At 63.1% G+C, this 20,035-nt stretch carries 6 protein-coding genes; 4 read left to right on the top strand and 2 right to left on the bottom strand.

The window, feature by feature from the left end; translation table 11 throughout:
* Window positions 1-7: 7 nt before the first annotated feature.
* The gene (locus tag ABD937_RS11845) at window positions 8-742 is read left to right on the top strand and encodes a hypothetical protein (RefSeq protein WP_345255933.1); all 735 of its coding nucleotides are present in this window, start codon (window positions 8-10) and stop codon (window positions 740-742) included.
* A gap of 183 nt (window positions 743-925) precedes the next feature.
* Here ABD937_RS11845 and ABD937_RS11840 read toward each other — a convergent pair whose 3' ends face one another.
* Together ABD937_RS11840 and ABD937_RS11835 are read right to left on the bottom strand one after the other, a co-directional pair.
* The gene (locus ABD937_RS11840) at window positions 926-1,873 is read right to left on the bottom strand and encodes a M48 family metalloprotease (RefSeq protein WP_345255932.1); all 948 of its coding nucleotides are present in this window, start codon (window positions 1,871-1,873) and stop codon (window positions 926-928) included.
* A gap of 252 nt (window positions 1,874-2,125) precedes the next feature.
* The gene (locus tag ABD937_RS11835; RefSeq protein WP_345255931.1) at window positions 2,126-2,914 is read right to left on the bottom strand and encodes an alpha/beta fold hydrolase; all 789 of its coding nucleotides are present in this window, start codon (window positions 2,912-2,914) and stop codon (window positions 2,126-2,128) included.
* 109 nt (window positions 2,915-3,023) lie between these two features.
* Between ABD937_RS11835 and ABD937_RS11830 the strand changes: the two genes are divergently transcribed.
* From ABD937_RS11830 to ABD937_RS11820, 3 genes are all read left to right on the top strand, one after another.
* Window positions 3,024-3,431 carry a hypothetical protein gene (locus tag ABD937_RS11830; RefSeq protein WP_345255930.1) on the top strand — a complete coding sequence of 136 codons (408 nt, stop codon included), beginning with the start codon at window positions 3,024-3,026 and terminating at the stop codon, window positions 3,429-3,431.
* A 537-nt stretch (window positions 3,432-3,968) separates the two neighbouring features.
* Window positions 3,969-12,200, top strand: a complete 8,232-nt coding sequence (locus tag ABD937_RS11825; RefSeq protein WP_345255929.1) for an IPT/TIG domain-containing protein — start codon at window positions 3,969-3,971, stop codon at window positions 12,198-12,200.
* Between the two features lie 256 nt (window positions 12,201-12,456).
* Complete coding sequence (locus ABD937_RS11820; RefSeq protein ID WP_345255927.1) at window positions 12,457-20,034, top strand: Ig-like domain-containing protein; 7,578 nt, start codon at window positions 12,457-12,459, stop codon at window positions 20,032-20,034.
* Window position 20,035 lies beyond the last annotated feature (1 nt).

The following is a 20,035-nucleotide window of genomic DNA, read 5'->3' as shown; positions in this document are numbered from 1 at the left end:
AAAAGTTATGGAAACGGAACTGACGCGGACCGCGGCAAAAGCGGTATTCATGAAGGCATTCGGGGCGCAGCTGGAAGCGTATGGATTCAGGGAGCAGGCATCGGGCCGCGGACTCTACGAATACGTGCACACGGCACCGGGCGGCGCCCGCTATGTATTCAAGGGCACGTTCACGCGGCAGGGAGATTTTCACCCGCTGCTGCAGGTGTATTATCCCGAGGTCACGGCATTCATCGGCACCGTGGCGCCTTGGATCGCGGAGCGGGCGGGTACCGCCGTATTCTCCACGCACTTTACCGACTTCCTCGACGCCGACAACAGCGACGGGTATTTGCACAGCACCGGCCCGCACCCGTATCACCCGATCCCGGCGCCGCTCACCGAACCGCGGATGCGGCAATGGGCGGCGGAACTCGCCGCAGCCTGGCTTCCGACGGCACTCGTTCCGGTACTGGAACGTACCGGCAGCCTGGAGGCAGCGGAGGCCCTGCTCAACGCGGAAAACCCGGTGAAGCCGCCGCGGTACCGCTTTGCCGGCTCGCAACGCTGGATGAACTCGGTGCTGACCCGGTACGTTCCGGTGCACTTCATCATGGGGCTTGTGTTGGCGCACCTCCTCCGGCGCCGGAACCTGCCGGAGCTCCGCGACGGAGCGGCCAATTACCTCCGGCGCAACCGTCAGGTCGACAACGAATTGTTCGACCTCCTGCAGAAGGTTGTCGACGCTACGGCCGAAGGATGATCCTGCTCCGGCAGAAAATAGCAAAAGCCCCCGACAGTGTATCGTCGGGGGCTTTTTCAATCGTCAACCGGTATCCGTATCTATGGAATCGTTGCTCGTTCTGTTCGCGCCGGCGATCCGGTGACCGCTGCCGGATGGTAGACGCAACAGCGACCGGGCCGCAAAAAATAAACTTCAAACTGATCAGGCGCTCGCGAGGCGGCCAACGGCGCGACCCTGCTCCGACACTACCGTACCGTTAGCCTGCACCAGCAGCTTCGTCTCGTTGTCGTAAATGACGTACGGATAGCTGCGGTTGTTGAGGCGGGCCATCTTGCCCAGCACCTGGAGGCGGTTGTTCGTCACTTTCACCACGTTGTACTGGGTGGTCACGAAGTATTGCGAGTGCGGGTCGGCATGGAAGCTCAGGCGGCCGAGGATGTAGCGATCGGCAAGGACCGTAGTGGCAGGTGCGCGGCGCACGACTGCGGTTTCCTGCGCTGCCTGCGGACGGGCAGGAGCGGGCACCGGCGTGCGGGCGATGGCAGCCGATCCGCTGTTCTGCCCGGAAGCGCGGTTCCAGCCGGCGGCGATGGAGGCCAGGCGGTCGTCGCGGCCCGGGTGGGTGCGGCTCGGTGCCGCCGTGGCGAGGGTGCGCATGGCCGCCTGTGCGTCGGCGAGCGAGGCGCCCATCTTACGGAGCACGTAGCCCGAGAACTCGTCGGCCTCGAGCTCGAACCGGGGTTGGGAGCCCTGGGCGGTCACGGTATGGCCGTCGAGGTGGTGGCCGATCTCGTGGGCCAGCACGCTCACGGCGGCCCACTGGTTGCCGGTCTTACGTACGAGCTCGTCGACGAAGCCGGGATTGTACAGGATGTAGCGCTGACCGCTGTAAACCACAGCGGCGGCATTGTCGATACGTGCGGGCCGCACCTCGAAATTGGGCTTCAGGCCCACGGCGTCCATAATGGCGCGGACGTAGTTCTGTACCTGTGCCGAGGCGGTAGGCGCTGCCTCGGGTTGCACGGGCGTCCACGCCAGCGTGCCGGGGTGGGAGCCGATCCGGATCGTGATGGTCTGTGCCGACGTGCTGAGGCTTAAGAGGAGGGCGAAGAGCCCGAAAAAGGTGGTGCGCAGGATATTCGGTTTCATGCCCGCCTAAAGGCAAATTTGGTTCCGGTCGGGCGCTAAAGGAAGAGGCTTAACAAGGGGTTAGGCTAAATAAGGTTAAAGAGCGGAGCCGAAGGGTTTTAAAGAGTTTTGGAAGGTTTTGGAGGGTTTTCTTTGAAGCTCCGGGAGGTCCCAGGAGGGCTGGGGTTTCAGGGGCAAAGGAGGAACACGGATGATACGGATGCTACGGATTATCGGCGCCCATCAGCAGCATCCGGTCTATCTGCGTTCTGCTTAGGCCTCCAGCCCTTTAAGAAAGGCGGCGGCATGGTGCAGGGTGGCTTCGGGGGCTTCTTTGTGGGGCGTATGACCGATGCCCGGGAGGAGGAGTACTTCTACGGGGCCGTTGATGCCGCTGGCGATGCCTTCCACCTGGCGAACGGTGCCGTATTCATCGTGTTCGCCCTGGATCACGAGGGTAGGGCAGGAGATGCCCGGCAGGAGCGGGGTGATGTCCCAGTTGCGGAACGCCGGGTCGAGCCAGGTGTCGGTCCAGGCGCGGAAAAGGGCTTCGGTCTTGCTGCCGTGGTATTTCCCGAGCCGCTCTTTGAGGTTGGTGGCCGAATACTGCTCCACCGCGGTGCGTACGCCCTGCAGCGTTTCGGGTTCCACGAAGAGGTGCGCCGCCTCGGAAACAAGGGCCCGGATGCCGGCTGGTTGGAGCGCCGCGGCGATGAGGGCGATGGAGGCGCCGTCGCTGTGGCCAAAGAGCACGACATCGCGGAGCGACAGCGCGTCGAGCAGACCGCGGAGCACGGCGGCCTCGCGCTCGAGGTAGCCCTTGGTGCGGGGCGGGCCGGAGAAAGGGGCGGAGCGGCCGTAGCCCTGCCGGTCGTAGACCAGCAAATTGCACTGGGTAGCTGCGGCGAGCCGGGCGGGGAAGTCGCGCCAGAGGGCGGTGCAGCCAAGCGAGTCGTGCAGGAATACGATCGTTGGCCAGCCGGGATGTGTGACCGCATGGTACACATACAGGTCTGTTCCGTTCCGTGTAAAAAGTCCGTCAAAGCCGTCGGGGTAAGTCACGGGAGGGGTGTTGTTTTTAGTCTGGTGGCGGCAGGGGTACAGCCGTTACCGGTCAGGCGTCAGCCAACTACAAACCGCAAACTACAAACTACAAACTTACCTTTGCGCCATGCGTTTCTTCAAACCGCTCGGGGCACTGGCCGCCCTGGCCCTCATTGCCTGCTGTTTCCTTCCCTGGGTCTATATCGCCTCGCCCAATATCACCGTCACCGGCTTCGACACCACCGGCACCCGGTTCGGTAAGCCGGGCTACCTGCACCTGATCTTCTCCGGCGCCTTCCTGGCCCTGCTCTTCCTGAAGCAGGTGTGGGTGCGCCGCCTCAACCTGTTCTTCATGGCCTTCAACGTGGCCTGGGCCTTCCGCAACCTGCTGCTTATGGGCGCCTGCTTTGCCGGCGAATGCCCGGAGAAGCGCCTCGCGCTCTACCTGCTCCCCATCCTGAGCTTCGTGATGCTCCTTGCCGTACTCCTGGCTCCCGATCCGGTGGGGGATAAGAACGACGAGTTTGATACCTAAACAAGGTTCTCAAGGTTTTGATGGTTCTTAAGGTTCTAAAAGTCGGTTTGAATTAATGTACGGGCCGGCCAGGCCGCCAGCGGCCTATTTCGCGGGGCGACGCAGCGGGGGGGGCGGCGCAGCGAACGAGCAATGGGCTGAAATATCTTCCCGGCATTTCATCGTCGCGCCGTCGCGTGGTTGCGCCCCCCCCCCCGAAGCTTCGGGGGCGTGCTAAGGCCGCTCGCGGCCGTCCATTTCAGGATTCTCAGGAACCACAATAATTTAAACAGGCTCTTGGTGTTAGGGCGCAATCCGTCAAAAGAAACCTTGAGAACCTTCTGCACCCTAAAAACCTTAAAAACCGGTTCCTAGTTTTCCACCTTCGGAAAGAAATTATGCCCACTGCTATGCGGAGCGGGCCGGAATGCCTATTTTGGTAACCTTTCCTTCATTTTTCGCATCGCCGGACCGCCTAGCTTTGCGACCCACGTACTGACCTCCGGAACAACACCACTCCATCCACTAACCTTTGTCTGACCGACCCTATGGCCCTGCATGCCCTACCGGGCAGCGCATTGCCGTTTTCGAAACACGCAAAAAACCAAAGCATATATGACCCCGTCCCTGCTGTCCGTTTTAAAGCCCGCACCCCGTGCCGGTACACCCAACACCTACCGAACCCGTATCTCCCGCGCCTTCGCCGCTCTACTTACCGTGACCGCCTTCTTCGTGCAAGGGGCGGTGAGTGCGCAGACGACGCAGACCGTGTTTTCGGAGAACATAGGAGGAACCGCTGTAACCTCAAACACGCTTATTCCGAGTCATTCAGGTTGGCAGAACAACGGAGGTCTTAGCTACAGCGGGACAGGCGATGTTCGGACGAGCACACCTTCAAATGGATACACTGGTGCAAGTGGAATTAATAGCGTTTTCCTTACCAACACTGTTGGAAGAGATTTCGTAATTTCTGGGATTAACACAAGTGCGTTTACATCGTTATCATTATCATTCGGCTTGCAAAAAAATTCAACAAGTAGCGCCGGTGATGTAATTGTGGAAGTGAGTTCAGATGGCACAAACTATTCCACCTTAACCTACACCGCTCTTCCAACCGGAACGGGAACGACCGCCTGGTACCTTCGGAATGCTTCTGGAACTATCCCTTCGACACAGAACCTGAGCATACGTTTTCGTCAGAACAGCGCGACCGTCCAAAATCGTATTGATGATGTTAAGCTAACCGGTACTCCAGCTGATCCCACGACAACAAGTATATCGCCCACGACTGCTACAGCCGGCGGTAACAGCTTCACTATCACGGTAAACGGCACCAACTTTATCAAAGGCAGCGCCAATAGCACGAACCTGCCCACCGGCACGGCTTCATCGGTAGTGACCGTAAACGGCACGCCGGCCACCACCACCTTCGTCAGCAGCACCCAGCTGACCGCAACCGTACCCGCTTCAGCCATCGCCGCCGGCGGCACGGCTACGATCGGCGTAACGACGAATGGCGCAGCGGCCGCGTCCAACACCCAAACCCTGACCATCAGCACGCAGCCGACGGTCACGACCGGCAGTACCACACTGACCAACGGCTCCTCCGACGTGGTGCTCAACGGTACAGTGAATGCCAATACCGACAACGCGAGCGCTTCCTTCAACTACGGTACTTCCAACACCTATGGCAGCAGCGTAGCGGCAAGCCCCAACCCGGTAACAGGCAACAGCCCCACTGCGGTTACGGCCACCCTCAGCAACCTGAGCCCGAACCTCACGTACCACTTCCAGGTGGTGGCCACCAACGGCGGCGGCACCACAACTGGCAGCGACGTCACCTTCGTATCGCCCGCGGCCACCACGATGGCGCCTTCGATCAGCAACGCCACGGCTTCGACGCTCGATGTCACCATCAATGACCCGAGCAACCCGGCCAACACCGAGTACGCGATCCTGGAGACCACCACCAACCGCTACGTGCAGTCGAACGGAACCCTCAATACGGCTCCCGTGTGGCAGGTGGCCGGCGGCAACCCCGACCAGTGGGGCGGCAACAGCGGCATCCCGAGCACGGCGCGCGTGAGCGGCCTCGTAAGCAACACGTCCTATACCTTCGTCGTGATCGCCCGCAACAGCAGCGGCATCACTACGGCCCAAAGCCCCTCGGGCAGCGGCTCCACCATCGCCGGCAACAGCATTGGCATCACCGGCGGCGTGCCCACCTCGGTGTGCAACGCGTCGAACACGGTGTTCGATGTTGAATTCTCCTCTTCGAGCTTCTCCGGCACCTTCAAAGTGCAGCTCTCCGACGCTTCCGGCGTATTCCCGAACAATACCACCGACGGCATCATCGGCTCCGGCAACGGCTCGCCCATCACGGCTACCATTCCGGCAGCGCAGGCCGCTGGCACCGGCTACCGTGTGCGCGTGCTGAACGATAACCCCGAGTTCTACGGTTCCGACAACGGTGCCAACATCACGGTCACGCAGGCCGTAACCCCGTCGGTGAGCATCGCCTCCAGCACGGGTTCCAACGCTTCCTGCAATGGCGCCTCGGTGACCTTCACGGCCACGCCGGTAAACGGCGGCACGCCCTCCTATGCCTGGACCAAGAACGGCAACCCGGTGGGCACCAACAGCGATACGTATACCGATGCCGGTCTCGTTTCCGGCGACGTCATCGCCGTGACCCTTACCTCGAGCATCTCCTGCGTCACCACCACAACGGCCACTGCCGACATCACGATGACGGTGAACACGACGGCTGCCCCGGCCGCACCCGTAGCCGCCGCCAACCCGGCCTGCGCCTCCACCACGCTCGACGCGATGACCGATCCCGCCATGGACGTTCAGAACTACTGGCAGGGCACGGTGGCCAACGGCACCGACATGATGGCGCCGGCCACGGCTCCGTACACAGTGAACGCTACCGGCACCTATTACGTACGCGCCTACAACAGCAGCACCGGCTGCTGGTCGGACGCGTCTTCGGTGCTGGTGACGATCGTTGCGGCACCCTCTGTGACCGCGCATCCGGGCAATGCCACGGTGTATGCGGGCAACGGAACCACCTTCTCCGCTACGGCCACCGGTACTACCGGCGTGCAGTGGCAGGTGAACAGCGGCTCGGGCTTCGCTGACATTTCCAACGGCAGCACCTATAGCGGCGCCACCAGCAATACGCTGATCGTAAACAACATCACGGCCGCCATGAGCGGGTACCAGTTCCGCGCGCAGTATACGGGCAACGCTCCCTGCGGCGTGACGGCCTCCAACGCCGCCACGCTTACCGTGCTGCCGGCATTGGCCACGATCTTCTCGGAGAGCATGGGCACGCCTGGCTCCAATACCAATGTAAATACATATGCAAACGGCACTGCGCCGGCCACGTTCCAGAACAAGGGCGTGCTGACATTCACTACTTCCGACGGCGTCACCGACGTGCGCAATTCCAACAATTCCAGCGGGTACAGCGGCGCCACCGGTGGCGGCAACGTCTTCTTCGGAATAGCCACGAGCCTCAACCGCAACTTTACCATCAGCGGCATCAACACGCTGAACTATACCAATCTGACGCTTTCCTTCGGACTTCGTATGGACCAGTCCGGGACCCCCTTCGTAGTTGAAGTGAGCGAGGACGGCACCAACTGGACGGCGCTGACGATCACACAGCCTGCCGCTGCCGGCACCTGGTATGCCATTACTGCTTCGGGTACGATCCCGGCTACGGCCAACCTGCGCATCCGCTTCTCCAAGAACAACAACGGCCAGTTCCGCCTCGACGACGTGAAGCTGCAAGGCTATCGTCCCGACCCGACGCTGACCAACATCACGCCCACGTCGGCCACCGCCGGCACGAGCAGCGTGAGCCTGACGGTGAACGGTACCAACTTCGTGACCGGTGCTTCGGCCGTGACCTGGAACGGTTCGTCCGCGGGTATCACAACGACCTTTGTTTCTGCTACGCAACTGACCGCCACACTTCCGGCCAGCCTGCTGACGACGCCTGGCACCTATACTGTAGGCGTGACCGTCAACGGCGCGCTGAACGCTTCCAACACGGCTACGTTCACGGTAACCGATGCACCGCCGACGGTAGTGACCGGCGCCGCCAACCAGACCGACGGCAGCAACGTAACGACCCTGCTGGGCCTCGTGAACCCGAACAACGTGAGCACGAACGCCTCCTTCGAATGGGGTCTCGACAATACCTACGGCAACTCCGCGGCCGCCCTGCAGAACCCCCTCACGGGCAATAGCAGCCAGCCTGTATCGGTGACCGTCTCCGGCCTCGACCCCAACGTAACCTATCACTACCGCGCTACCGCTACGAGCAGCGCAGGAACTACCAACGGCAATGACGCCACCTTCGTGTCACCCGCCGCTACGCCGGGTGCGCCGACGGCCGGCACCATTACGCCTTCCTCGATCGAGCTTACGATCGATGCCGCCGGCAACCCCGCGGGTACGCAGTTCGCGATCTTCGAGACCACTACCAATAAGTACGTGCAGGCCAACGGCACGCTCGGTACGTCGGCCGTATGGCAGGCCACCGGCACCGGCGCCGGCGAATGGGGCAGCCAGACCGGCGTATCCGGCAAGCTGCGCGCCGCTTCGCTGAGCAGCGCCACGAGCTACAACTTCCAGGTGATCGCCCGTAACAGCAGCGGCACGCTTACCGCGGCTGGCCCGGCTACTTCGGTTATGACGAGCGCCGGCAACACGCTGGTGATCGACTCCGGTGTCCCGACGTCGCTCTGCAACGCCGGCAATAACTCCTTCGATGTACACTTCACCGCGAGCGGGGGCTTCAGCGGCACCTTCTATGTGCAGCTGTCCGATGCCTCCGGCAACTTCACCAACAGCCTCTCGAGCAATATCATCGGCACGGGAGCGGCATCGCCCATCAGCGCTACCGTCCCCGCCGGCTATGCCGCCGGCACGGGCTACCGCGTGCGGGTGATCAACGACAACCCCGAATTCTACGGCGACGACAACGGCAGCGACCTCACGATCACGGCGGCCGCGACGCCCTCCGTATCCATCACGGCCGCCCCGGGCAGCACGATCTGCACCGGCACTTCCGTAACCTTTACGGCGACCCCCGTCAACGGCGGCACGCCGACCTACCAGTGGTATAAGAACGGCAACCCCGTGGGTACCAACAGCAGCACCTACACCGATGCCGCGCTCGCGCAGGGCGATGCCGTATCTGTGGAAATGACCTCCGGGCTTTCCTGCGTCACAACGGCGACGGCCACCTCCAACACGATCACGATGACGGTGAACACGACGGCTGCCCCCGCGGCGCCCGTGGCCGCCGCCAACCCCGCCTGTGGCTCCACCACGCTCGAAGCGATGACCGACCCGGGCGGCTCCGTCAATTACTTCTGGCAGGGCACCAGCGCTACCGGTATGTCCACGGCATCGGCAGCAACCAGTGCGTACCCGGTGAACGCTTCGGGTACCTACTATGTACGCGCCTACGACAATGTTACCGGTTGCTGGTCCACCGCTTCTTCGGTAACGGTGACCATCGCCGCGGCTCCCGCCATAACGACGCAGCCTTCAGGCAGCAGCATCTTCACCGGCAGCAATGCCACCTTCACGGCGGCCGCCACCAACAGCACGGCGGTGCAGTGGCAGGTCAACAGCGGCGCGGGCTTTACCGACATCGCCAACGGCGGCAACTACAGCGGCGCCACTACGAACACCTTCACGGTGAGCGGCGCCACGACAGCCATGAGCGGCTACCAGTTCCGCGCCGTGTACAGCGCTGCCGCCCCTTGCGGCAACGTGACCACGAATACGGTGATCCTGCAGGTGTTCCCGGCACCGGGCACTCTCTTCTCCGAAAACGTGGGTACCGCCGGATCGGGCGACATCGCGGTGGGTACGTACACCGGCTGGCAGAACCAAGGCGTTCTTGCATTCAGCGGCGTGTCGACGAGCACCGATGTGCGCACTACGTCCAGCTCGAGCGGCTACACCGGCGCCAGTGGCAGCCGTAACGTGTTCTTCGGCACGAGCGGCGGCAACAGCAAGATCTTCGAGATCAGCAATATCAATACATCGAACTGGAGCAACCTGCAACTGAGCTTCGGCCTGCTGCGTACGAGCACGGCGCAAAACCTGACGGTAGAAGTGAGCACGGACGGCACGAACTATACTGCGCTCTCCTTCACCCCGGCCAACAACACCAGCTGGAACCTCGTTACAGCAAGCGGCACGATCCCCGCTACATCCAACCTGCGCATCCGCTTCTCCAAGAACAACACCGGCTCGTTCCGCGTCGACGACATCAAGCTTGTAGGCACACCGGCCACGCCGACCGTGACCTCCCTCTCGCCGACGTCGGCCGTGGAAGGCACGAGCGGCCTTACCCTCACTGTAAACGGCACCGGCTTCGTGAACGGCTCCACCGTTACCTGGAACGGCTCCACCACGGGCATCAGCACGAGCTTCGTGAGCGGCACACAGCTGACGGCCACCGTAGGTGCCTCGCTGCTGGCCAACGCCGGCACGGCCCTGGTAGGCGTCAGCAGCACCGGCGCACTGGCATCGTCGAACACGGAGACCTTCACCATCCTGCCGCGCACTATTACGCTCGGCACGGTATCGAACCTGAGCTTCTGCAACGGCGCCTCCTCGAGCCGCGACTTCACCGTCGCCTTCGCGAGCACCGGCACCTACAGCGGCTCCTTCTACGTGCAGCTTTCCGATGCGTCCGGCAACTTCCCGAACAACACGACCGACAACATCATCTCGTCCGCCTACAACGCGTCGCCCATCACCGCTACCATCCCGGCCGGTCAGGCCCCCGGCAGCGGCTATAAGGTGCGCGTGCTAAACAGCAACCCCGCTGTGTACAGCGACGCTTCTGCGGCCATCGCGATCGATCCGTCGGCAGCGGCTACCATCACCTACGAGGGCTCGCCCTTCTGCGGGGGCAGCGGCACCGCCGAAGTGACCCGCACGGGCACGGCCACCGGCACCTACAGCGCCGTACCTGCCGGCCTCGTTATCGACGCCAGCACAGGCGCGATCGACCTCGTGAACTCGACTCCGGGTACCTACACCGTGACCTACACCTTCGCCGGCGGCACCGCCTGCGCCTCGATGGCCACCACGCAGGTCAGCATCAACCCCGGCGTGCTGGTAAACCCCGTACCGAACATGGTTGCCTGCGCCGGCTCGGCCACGCAGCCCATCGTCTTCAGCGGCGCTGCAGGCGTTACCTACAACTGGACCAATTCGGAGCCTGCCATCGGCCTGGCCGCATCGGGCACCGGGAACATTGGCTCCTTTACGGCAACGAACGGCGGCACGAGCGACCTCGTAGCGGTGATCTCGGTAACGCCGGAAGGCGGAACGGGCTGTACCCTTAAGCCGATGGTCTTCCGCATCCGCGTGCGCCCGCTGCCCACGGTGAACATGGTACCTGACCAGGCCCTCTGTGCCGGTTCGGCTACCGACCCGATCACCTTCGCCGGCGCAGTGCCCGGAACGGTGTACAGCTGGACCAACAACAACCCCGCGATCGGACTCGGCGCCATCGGCACCGGTGATATCCCGGCATTCATGCCCCGCAACAACGGTACATCGCAGGTGGCCACCATCACGGTGACGCCGCGGGCCGACGGCTGCAGCGGCACGCCGATGACCTTTACGATCACGGTGCATCCGGCCGCAGGTACCATCAGCTACGACGGTGCGCCCTATTGCCCGAGGGGAGCAGCCTACCCGACACAGCAGGGTACGCCCGGCGGCACTTATGCTGCTCCCGCTGGCCTCGTCATCAATTCCGCTACGGGTGAGGTGAACCTGGCGCTTTCCACGGCCGGCACCTATACGGTAACCTATACGATCGGCGGGGCTGTTTGTGCGAACACCGCCACCACCCAGCTCACGATCCTTCCGCCCGCTACGATGGATGCCCCGTCGAATCCGGTATACTGCAACGGCGCCACGGCACCGGCGCAGCTCTTTACCGGCGCCGTGGGTTATACCTGGACCAACGACAACCCGTCTATCGGCCTGGCCGCGTCGGGGTCCGGCAGCCTGCCCTCGTTTGTGGCGGTGAACAATACGGCTGCGCCGGTATACGCCTTCATCAACGTGACGCCCCAGGGCAACGGCACCACCACCTGCTCCGGCAAGCCGGTACGCTTCCGCATCACCGTCAACCCGACGCCTACGGTTACCAACCCGGGCACCCAGGTATACTGCCGCGGCATCGTTACCGCCCCGGTGACCCTCACGGGCAACATGGGTACGGAAGCTACCTACAACTGGTCCAGTTCTTCCATGGCCACCGGCCTCCTGCAGCGCCGCGGCACCAACGTGGTACCGGCCTACACTACGGTGAACGCTACGGCGGGCACCGTATCTACGACCATAACGGTACGACCCGTGGCCAACAAGTGCGTGGGCGCCCCCATCACCTTCACCTACCAGGTGGGCAACTGCGTGGCACAAAACGGCGGTGGCACCGGCGAGGGCGGCCCCGATGCGGCCCGAACAGCTACGTTCGCAGCCACGGTGTCCGCGGCTCCCAACCCCGCGCGCGACGTGGTGACGGTGCAGGTACACCATGCCCCGGCCAAGGAAGCCACCTACAGCCTGCAGGTGATCAACGCCTATGGCAGCCCGGTAGGCCGCCCACAGACCTTCTCCGGCACCACCTGCACGGTAAGCCTCTCCGGGCTTACCCCGGGCAACTATGTGCTGCAGGTCACCGACATGCGCAGCGGCCTGAGCACCCGGAAGCAGGTCATCAAGCTCTGATCTATGCTGGTTTCAGCCTCATAAAAAAAGCGCCCCGGCTCCGGGGCGCTTTTTTCTGTTCGGGCCCGGGCCCGGCAGGCAACGGGGGAGGGGCGTGCCCCGTATTCAAAGCCGGGCACTGGGCAGATGCACCCCGGGACATCCTATTTCCTTGAATTCCAATCTTTTTACGGCGAAGTTTTTCGACGGGCGGCCGGGGCCGTGTTTAAAAAAATCCTAATTTGTGCACCGTTTTAACAAACTATATTAACCACTTATGAGAAGACATCTACTCCTCCTGGGAGCGCTCTTCATGGGTCTCTGCAGCCAGGCCCAGCTATCCGGAACCAAGACGATTCCCGGCGACTACCCCAACCTGGCAACGGCCGTGACCGACCTGAACACCCAGGGTGTAGGCGGTGGCGGTGTCACCTTTGAGCTGGCAGCCGGCTACACCGAATCCTCCGCCGACTCCATCATGCTCACGGCTACGGGCACCTCGGCCAACCCGATCGTCTTCCGCAAGGCGGCGGGCGGCGGCGCCAACCCCCTCATCACCCGCACGGGTGCCGGCCTGCTCGCCACCACCTCGCTCAGCGCGGCCGGTGATGCGGTCATCATCATCGAAGGCTCCGACTTCGTGACCTTCGACGGCATCGACGTGGCCACGAACAACCAGGGCATCGAGTACGGCTACCTGGTCCGGAAGGCCAGCGCCACCGATGGCGCCAAGAACGTGGTGATCCAGAACGCCACGATCACGCTGACCAAGGGCACCAGTGCCTACGTGATCGGCATCCTCGTACACAACCACGTGCGCGGCGGCTCCGTTTCGGCGGTGGGCGGCGTCACGGTCACGTCTACGGGCGGACGCCACGAGAACATCACGATCCGCGGCAACCGGATCTCGAACGTGTTCACCGGCGTTTACCTGCGCGGCTTCAACCATACCACCGCTCCCAACGATTTCTACGATCAGAACATCGTGGTCGGCTCGGCAGGCGCAGGCAACAACATCACGAACTACGCCGGCAACGCCGCGAGCGCGAGCTACGGCGTGTATGCGATCTACGTGAACAACGTCAGTGCCGATCACAACGTCGTCGACAACACGGCCAACGGCGGCTCGGGCTTCACGAGCACCGGCTATGGCATCTACTTCTCCACGGGCACCGGCGCTTCGTTTACGGCCAACAACAACACCGTGACGGTGAGCTCCGCGTCCACCTCGGCCACTTACGGCATTTATAACAGTGCCTATGGCGGCGCCGGCAGCATGAACGACAACACGGTATCCCTTACCGCCTCGGTGGCTTCCACCGGTTCCTATGCCCACCTGTACAACGGCAATACGACCACTGCCCTCACGATCAACAACAACACGATCGTGGGAACTACCCTGCAAACGACGGGCACCACCTACTTCATCTACAACAACAACTCGTCGGCAGCTACGATGTCGGTCCGGAACAACCAGGTTTCCGGCAACTTCAACCGCAGCGGCACTTCGGGTACCCTGTACGGCTACTACAACAACGGCTCGCCCACCGGCGTAGAGGAGTTTGCCGACAACAACTTCTCGAACATCACGCTGGCCGGCACGTCGATCTTCTACGGCGCCAACTCCACCACGGCTACGGCGAACACCCAGAACTACTTCAACAACACGATCAGCAACGTCGGCGGCGGTACCGGTACCGTGTACGGCTTCAACCTCACTACCGCCGGCACCCGCAATGTGTACGACAACGTGATCCACACCCTTTCGGGCGGCACCGTGTACGGCATCCTGAGCGGATCCGGCTTTACCGCGGGCGCCATCTACAAGAACAAGATCTACGGCCTCACGAGCAACAGCACCGGTACGGGCACCGTCGTATACGGCATCAGCGCCTCGTCCGGCGCGCCCACGATCTACAATAACCTGGTCGGCGACCTGAACGCGCCCACGGCTGCGGGCACCGACGCTATCCGCGGCATCAGCATCACCAGCACCAGCACCACCAGCACGTCGCGCGTGTACTACAACACGGTGTACCTCAATGCCACGTCCAGCGGCACCAACTTCGGTACTTCGGCACTGTATGCGAGCACGAGCACGACGGCCACTTCGGGAACCCTCGACCTGCGCAACAACATCCTCGTGAACACGTCCACTCCGGCCGGCACCGGCGTCACCGCTGCCTTCCGCCGCTCGTCGACGACCCTCAGCAACTTCGGCAGCACGTCGAACAACAACCTCTTTTATGCCGGTGCGCCCTCGGCCAACCGCGTCATCTTCTACGACGGCACCAACGCCGATCAGACCATCGCTACCTACCAGGCGCGCGTAGCGCCTGCGGAGACGGCTTCGATCTCCGAGATGCCCACCTTCGTGAGCACCACCGGCGCCGACGCCACCTACCTGCATATCAGTACCTCCGCCCCGACCCGCATCGAAGGTGGCGGCCAGCCCATCGCCGGCTTCACCGACGACTTCGACGGAGACACCCGTGACGCCAATACACCCGATATCGGCGCCGACGAGTTTGCCGGCACGCAGCCTTCCGGTTGCAGCGGCACACCCACCGCAGGCACCATCACCGGCCCGGCTACGGTCTGCGTCGGCTCCGGCCGCACGCTGCAGCTCTCCGGCCAGTCTACCGACGTGGGCATCACCTACGAGTGGCAGTTCTCCGATGTGCAGGGCGGACCCTACACGCCGATCGCCGGCGCCACCGGCTCATCGCTGGCTACCGGTAACCTTACCGCAACCCGCTACTACATCGCCGTGGTGCGCTGCACCAACAGTGGACAGCAAGTGGAGACACCCGAGTTCACCCTCACCGCTACCGCGCTCCCTGTAGTGACGGTCAGCCCGGCCGCTCCCTCGGTGTGCGCCGGCAGCAGTGTCTCGCTCACGGCAAGCGGCGCCGACACCTACGCCTGGACGCCTGCCACCAACCTGACCCCGACCACCGGCGCCACGGTGACGGCTACGCCCACCATCACCCGCACGTATACCGTAACGGGTACGGAAACGGCTACCGGCTGCGTCGGTACGGCCACCGTAACCGTAGCGGTGAACCCCGCGCTCGCCCTCACGGCTACCGCCACCCCGGCTACCATCTGCTCGGGCGCGAGCAGCCAGCTGCTGGCTTCCGTCGGCAACTCGGTGCGCACGTACTCGGTTGCCAGCATCCCGTCTGCGCCGGTTGCCGCTACAGGCACCCCGACGGTGCTGGCCAACAACGGTACGGCTGTAGTTGCCGTAACTGCCGGCGACCTCGAAGACGGTCGCTGGGAGAATATCGCGCTGCCCTTCACGTTCAATTTCTATGGCACCGACTATTCCAGCATCAACATCTCGACGAACGGCTATGCCACTTTCGGCACCGTTACGACCAGCACCGGCTTCGCACCGGTACTGCCGTCGACGTCCACGCCGAATAACGCCGTTCACTTCCTGAGCGCCGACCTCGACTTCCGCAGCCCCGCTACCGGTCGTCTCGAATACTTCACCGAAGGCACCGCGCCCAACCGGAAGTTCGTGATCAATATGGTCAACGCTGCGTTCTACGACGTAACGACCGGCAACAACCCCGGTACCGCGAGCGTGCAGGCCATCTTCTACGAAGGCAGCAACGACATCGAAGTACACACCATCGCGCTGAGCAACACCTCCGTTATCAAGACGCAGGGCATCGAGAGCGCTACAGGCACCTTCGCTACCGTGGTGCCCGGCCGCAATGCCGCCGCCACCTGGAACGGTGTGCCGGATGCCGTGCGCTTCTCGCTCGGTACCCTCAACTACAGCTGGACCCCGGCCACCTTCCTGAGCAGCACCACGATCGCCAACCCGGTTGCCAGCAACGTAACAGCTACCACGACCTATACGGTAACCGCAACCGAAGCGCTCACCGGCTGCTCCGCCACGGCTACCGTGACCCTCACCGCCGGCGACCCGCTGACGGTGAACAGCACCGCCAGCAGCACCTCCATTTGTTTTGGCTCTTCCGCGACCCTGAACGCGGCTCCTGTAGGTGGCGGCCAGCCCTATACCTACTCCTGGAGCAACGGCACCAACGTGGTGGGTACGACCCAGAGCGTGAGCGTATCGCCCTCCGCCAACACGACCTATACGGTAACCGTGACCGACGCCTGCGGCAATACTGCTACTTCGACGCAGACCGTAACGGTGAATAACCCCACAGTGACCGGCACCACGCCCGCCACCCGTTGCGGCCAGGGTACGGTGACACTTCAGGCCACCTCCGGCGCCGGCACCACGCTCAGCTGGTATGCAGCCGCCACCGGCGGTCAGCCCATCGGAACCGGCAGCAGCTTCACCACTCCGGCGATCAGCAGCACGACTACGTTCTATGTAGGCGCCAGCCAGCCGGGCGATAACGTCAACGCCGGCCGCCTTGCCCCCGCAGGCGGAACGGGTACCAACCTCACCACCTACGGTCAGGACTTCACGGTCACAAAGACGATCACCCTGAACAGCGTGGACGTTGTATCCATCACCGGTACCTCGATCACGATTTCCCTGTACAGCGCCGGTGGCGCCACGCAGCTCCAGACCACGGGTGCCCGCACGGTGCCGACCAACACGACCTCGGTGATCACCCTGGGCTGGACCATCGCCCCGGGAACCTACCGCCTGGTAGCAAACGGAATGACCGGCAACTTCATCCGTGAAAATTCAGGGGTGACCTACCCGATCGCGCTCAGCACCGCTGGCCAGATCAACGGCTTCGTTTCGGCGATCACGGGTGCGGTGACCACCACTGCCAGCTACTACTTCATGTACAACTGGAACATCCAGGTACCCTGCGAAGGCCAGCGCACCGCCGTACTTGCTACGGTGACGACGCCTCCGTCCATCAGTGTAACCGCCAGCAGCAGCACCATCTGCCGCGGCCAGGAAACGACCCTCAGCGTAACGAGCCCCAACGCCGGCTACACCTATACCTGGATGCCCGGCAACCTTACCGGCGCCTCGATCACGGTGACGCCGCAATCGGCTTCCAACAAATACTATGTAACCGCCGTAGACAACTCCGGTGGCGCCAACAACAGCTGCGCCACTTCCGACTCCATCACGATCACGGTGAACCCCGCCGTGCAGGCTTCGGCAACCTCCGCGTCCGCTACGGTTTGCGCCGGAGGCAGCACCCAGCTTACTGGTGTTGCCCTCGTGCAGCCCCCGGTGCGCATCACCGAGATCATGCTGAACCGCGGTGGCACCGGCTCTACCAACCCGTACCCGGCCTACCTGCCCACCGCTACGCCCGACGTAGTGGAGATCAGCAACGTGAGCAACAGCCCGGCTGACGTGAGCGGACTCACCTTCCAGGTGTGGACGACCACCGTGGTGAACCGCACCTACACGTTCCCGGCCGGTACGATCATCCCTGCCCAGGGCATTGCCCTGGTGCACGTGGGTGCCGGTACCAACGACCCCGCCAACCTGTTCTTCAACACCGGTGGCGCCAACGACAACCTCCTGTCGACCACGGCAGCGGGCTTCGTGCTGCGCACCAGCAATGGGATCGTTGACGCGGTAGCCACCAACAGCTACGTGTTCACTGCCGCATCGGGTGTAACAACAAATGACTGGAGCGGAAACATCCCGTCTACCAGCGGCCTCGCCGGTCCGATTCGCAGTGCCGCCACCGACAACAACGTAGCGGCCGACTGGACCCTTTCCAGCGCTTCGAACCTGCAAACCCTCGGTGCCCTCAACACGGCCTTCCAGCCGATCGCACTGCCAACGCTCACCTACCAGTGGATCCCGGCCGCCGGCCTCAGCGATGCCAACATCGCTAACCCGGTAGCCACCCCCACGGTCACCACGGATTACATCCTGATCGCAACGAACACGACCACGGGTTGCCAGGGCCGCGATACGGTGACCGTAACCGTGACGCCCAACACGCTGCTGACCACCGTGCCCCAGGCCCAGACGGTCTGCGCCGGCGCCAACGCCACCTTCACGGCTGCCGCCACCGGCGCTGCCCTGACCTATGTATGGAAGAAAGATGACGTCCTGATCCCGGGCGCCACGAGCGCTACGTATACGGTAAATGCCGCTGCTGCAGCAGACGCCGGTACCTATGAAGTGATCGTGACCGGTACCTGTGGTATGGACTCTGTGTCGGCAACGCTGACCGTGAACGCCATCACGGCCATCACCACCCAGCCGGTGCCCCGTGCCGCCTGTGCCAACGGCAGCGCCACCTTCGGGGTAACGGCTGTGGGTGCGAACCTCAGCTACCAGTGGCTCCTCAACGGTAACCCGATCACGGGTGCCACGGGTGCTACCTATACGGTAACGAACGCCTCGACTGCCAACGTGGGTAACTACTCGGTGCAGGTGAACGGCGCCTGCGGCAACGTGACTTCTGCCGAAGTAGCGTTCATCCTGACCGCAAATACCATCATCACCCAGCAGCCGGCCAGCCAGGCCCTCTGCCCGGGTGCAGCCGCCACCTTCACGGTTGTGGCTACGGGCAGCAACCTGACCTACCAGTGGAAGAAAGACGGCACCGACATCGCGGGTGCCAATGCCGCTACCTACAGCATCGCATCGGTAAGCGCCACCGACGCCGGATCCTATACGGTGGTGGTGAGCGGAGCCTGCGGCGACCTGGTTTCGAACCCCGCCGTGCTTTCCCTCAATGCCGCCAACTCCTGGACAGGTGCCGTGAGCAGCAACTGGAACAATGCCGGCAACTGGTGCGGTGGTATCCCGACCAACACGACCAACGTAACGATCCCCGCCGGCTCTGCCAACATGCCGATCGTGAATACGACGGTGGCTGTGGGCAACCTGACCATCGCCAGCGGCGCTTCGCTGATCGTCGACAACGGCGGCACGCTGGAGCTCTATGGCAACCTGGTGAACAACGGCAGCTTCAACGCTTCGTCGGGCACCATCGCCTTCCGCGGTGCTACCGCGCAAACGAGCCCCGGTATTGCGGCCAACCGCATCATCATGAACGGTGCCGGCGGCGTAACGATCACCGGTAACGGCATCAACGTCTTCGACCTGACCCTGACGCAGGGCAACATCACGGTGAACAACCAGGATGTACGCATCGAGAACGTGGTGACCGGCGGCAGCGTCAACAGCCACATCGTGCTCCTGGGTACGAGCCGCGTGCTGCTGACCAACGTCGGAAACGTGGCCCGCACAGCCCCGATCGGCATCGATGCCACTTCGTACAACCCCGTGACGATCGCCAACGGCTTCGGACGCGACTTCATCATTACCCTTGCCGCCGGGATTAACCCCGCCGCGGCCTGGCCCGCCAACGCCGTGAACCGCACCTGGACCATCACGCCTTCGGCAGCCAACGCGAACCCCGCAACGGTAACCTTCGGCTTTGCCGATACCGACGGTGGCAGCGCCTTCAACGGCTCGGCCAACATGGAAGTGGGCAGCCACAACGGCACTGCCTGGACCATCGTGACCCCGGCCGGCGGTGTAGCCCCCGCAGGCACAGCGGCCGCCCGCACGGTAACCACGACCACGACCACCTTCGGCGCCATGGCCGTCGGTAACGTAGGCAGCCTCCTGCTCATCACGTCGACCCCGCGTCTCGACGCCGACGTAACCCTGGTGCAGCTGCTCCCGAACGTAGTGGTGAACAACACGGTGCTCCGTGTATCGGTACGCCGCACGCTGCAGACCCAGTGGGTGCTCACCGATGCCCAGGGCCGTGTGGTCCGCAGCTTCAAGCAGTCGCTCACCGCAGGCACCAACGACCTGCGCCTGTCGCTCGGCGACCTCTCCGCAGGTACCTACTTCCTGCAGGGCTCTACCGGCAAAGGGAACATCGGTACGCTGCGCCTCGTGAAGCAATAAT

Origin of the sequence: Flaviaestuariibacter amylovorans, assembly GCF_039541815.1 — a bacterium.
Taxonomy (GTDB): Bacteria; Bacteroidota; Bacteroidia; order Chitinophagales; family Chitinophagaceae; genus Flavisolibacter; species Flavisolibacter amylovorans.
The sequence above is the reverse complement of the archived record's forward strand: the minus strand, read 5'-3'. Positions and strand labels throughout refer to the sequence as shown.

Excerpts from the sequence above, each read along its gene's own strand:
- ABD937_RS11825 (WP_345255929.1), top strand. The coding sequence starts at position 3,969 with ATGCCCTACCGGGCAGCGCATTGCCGTTTTCGAAACACGCAAAAAACC.
- ABD937_RS11845 (WP_345255933.1), top strand. The coding sequence starts at position 8 with ATGGAAACGGAACTGACGCGGACCGCGGCAAAAGCGGTATTCATGAAG.
- ABD937_RS11830 (WP_345255930.1), top strand. The coding sequence starts at position 3,024 with ATGCGTTTCTTCAAACCGCTCGGGGCACTGGCCGCCCTGGCCCTCATT.
- ABD937_RS11840 (WP_345255932.1), bottom strand. The coding sequence starts at position 1,873 with ATGAAACCGAATATCCTGCGCACCACCTTTTTCGGGCTCTTCGCCCTC.
- ABD937_RS11820 (WP_345255927.1), top strand. The coding sequence starts at position 12,457 with ATGAGAAGACATCTACTCCTCCTGGGAGCGCTCTTCATGGGTCTCTGC.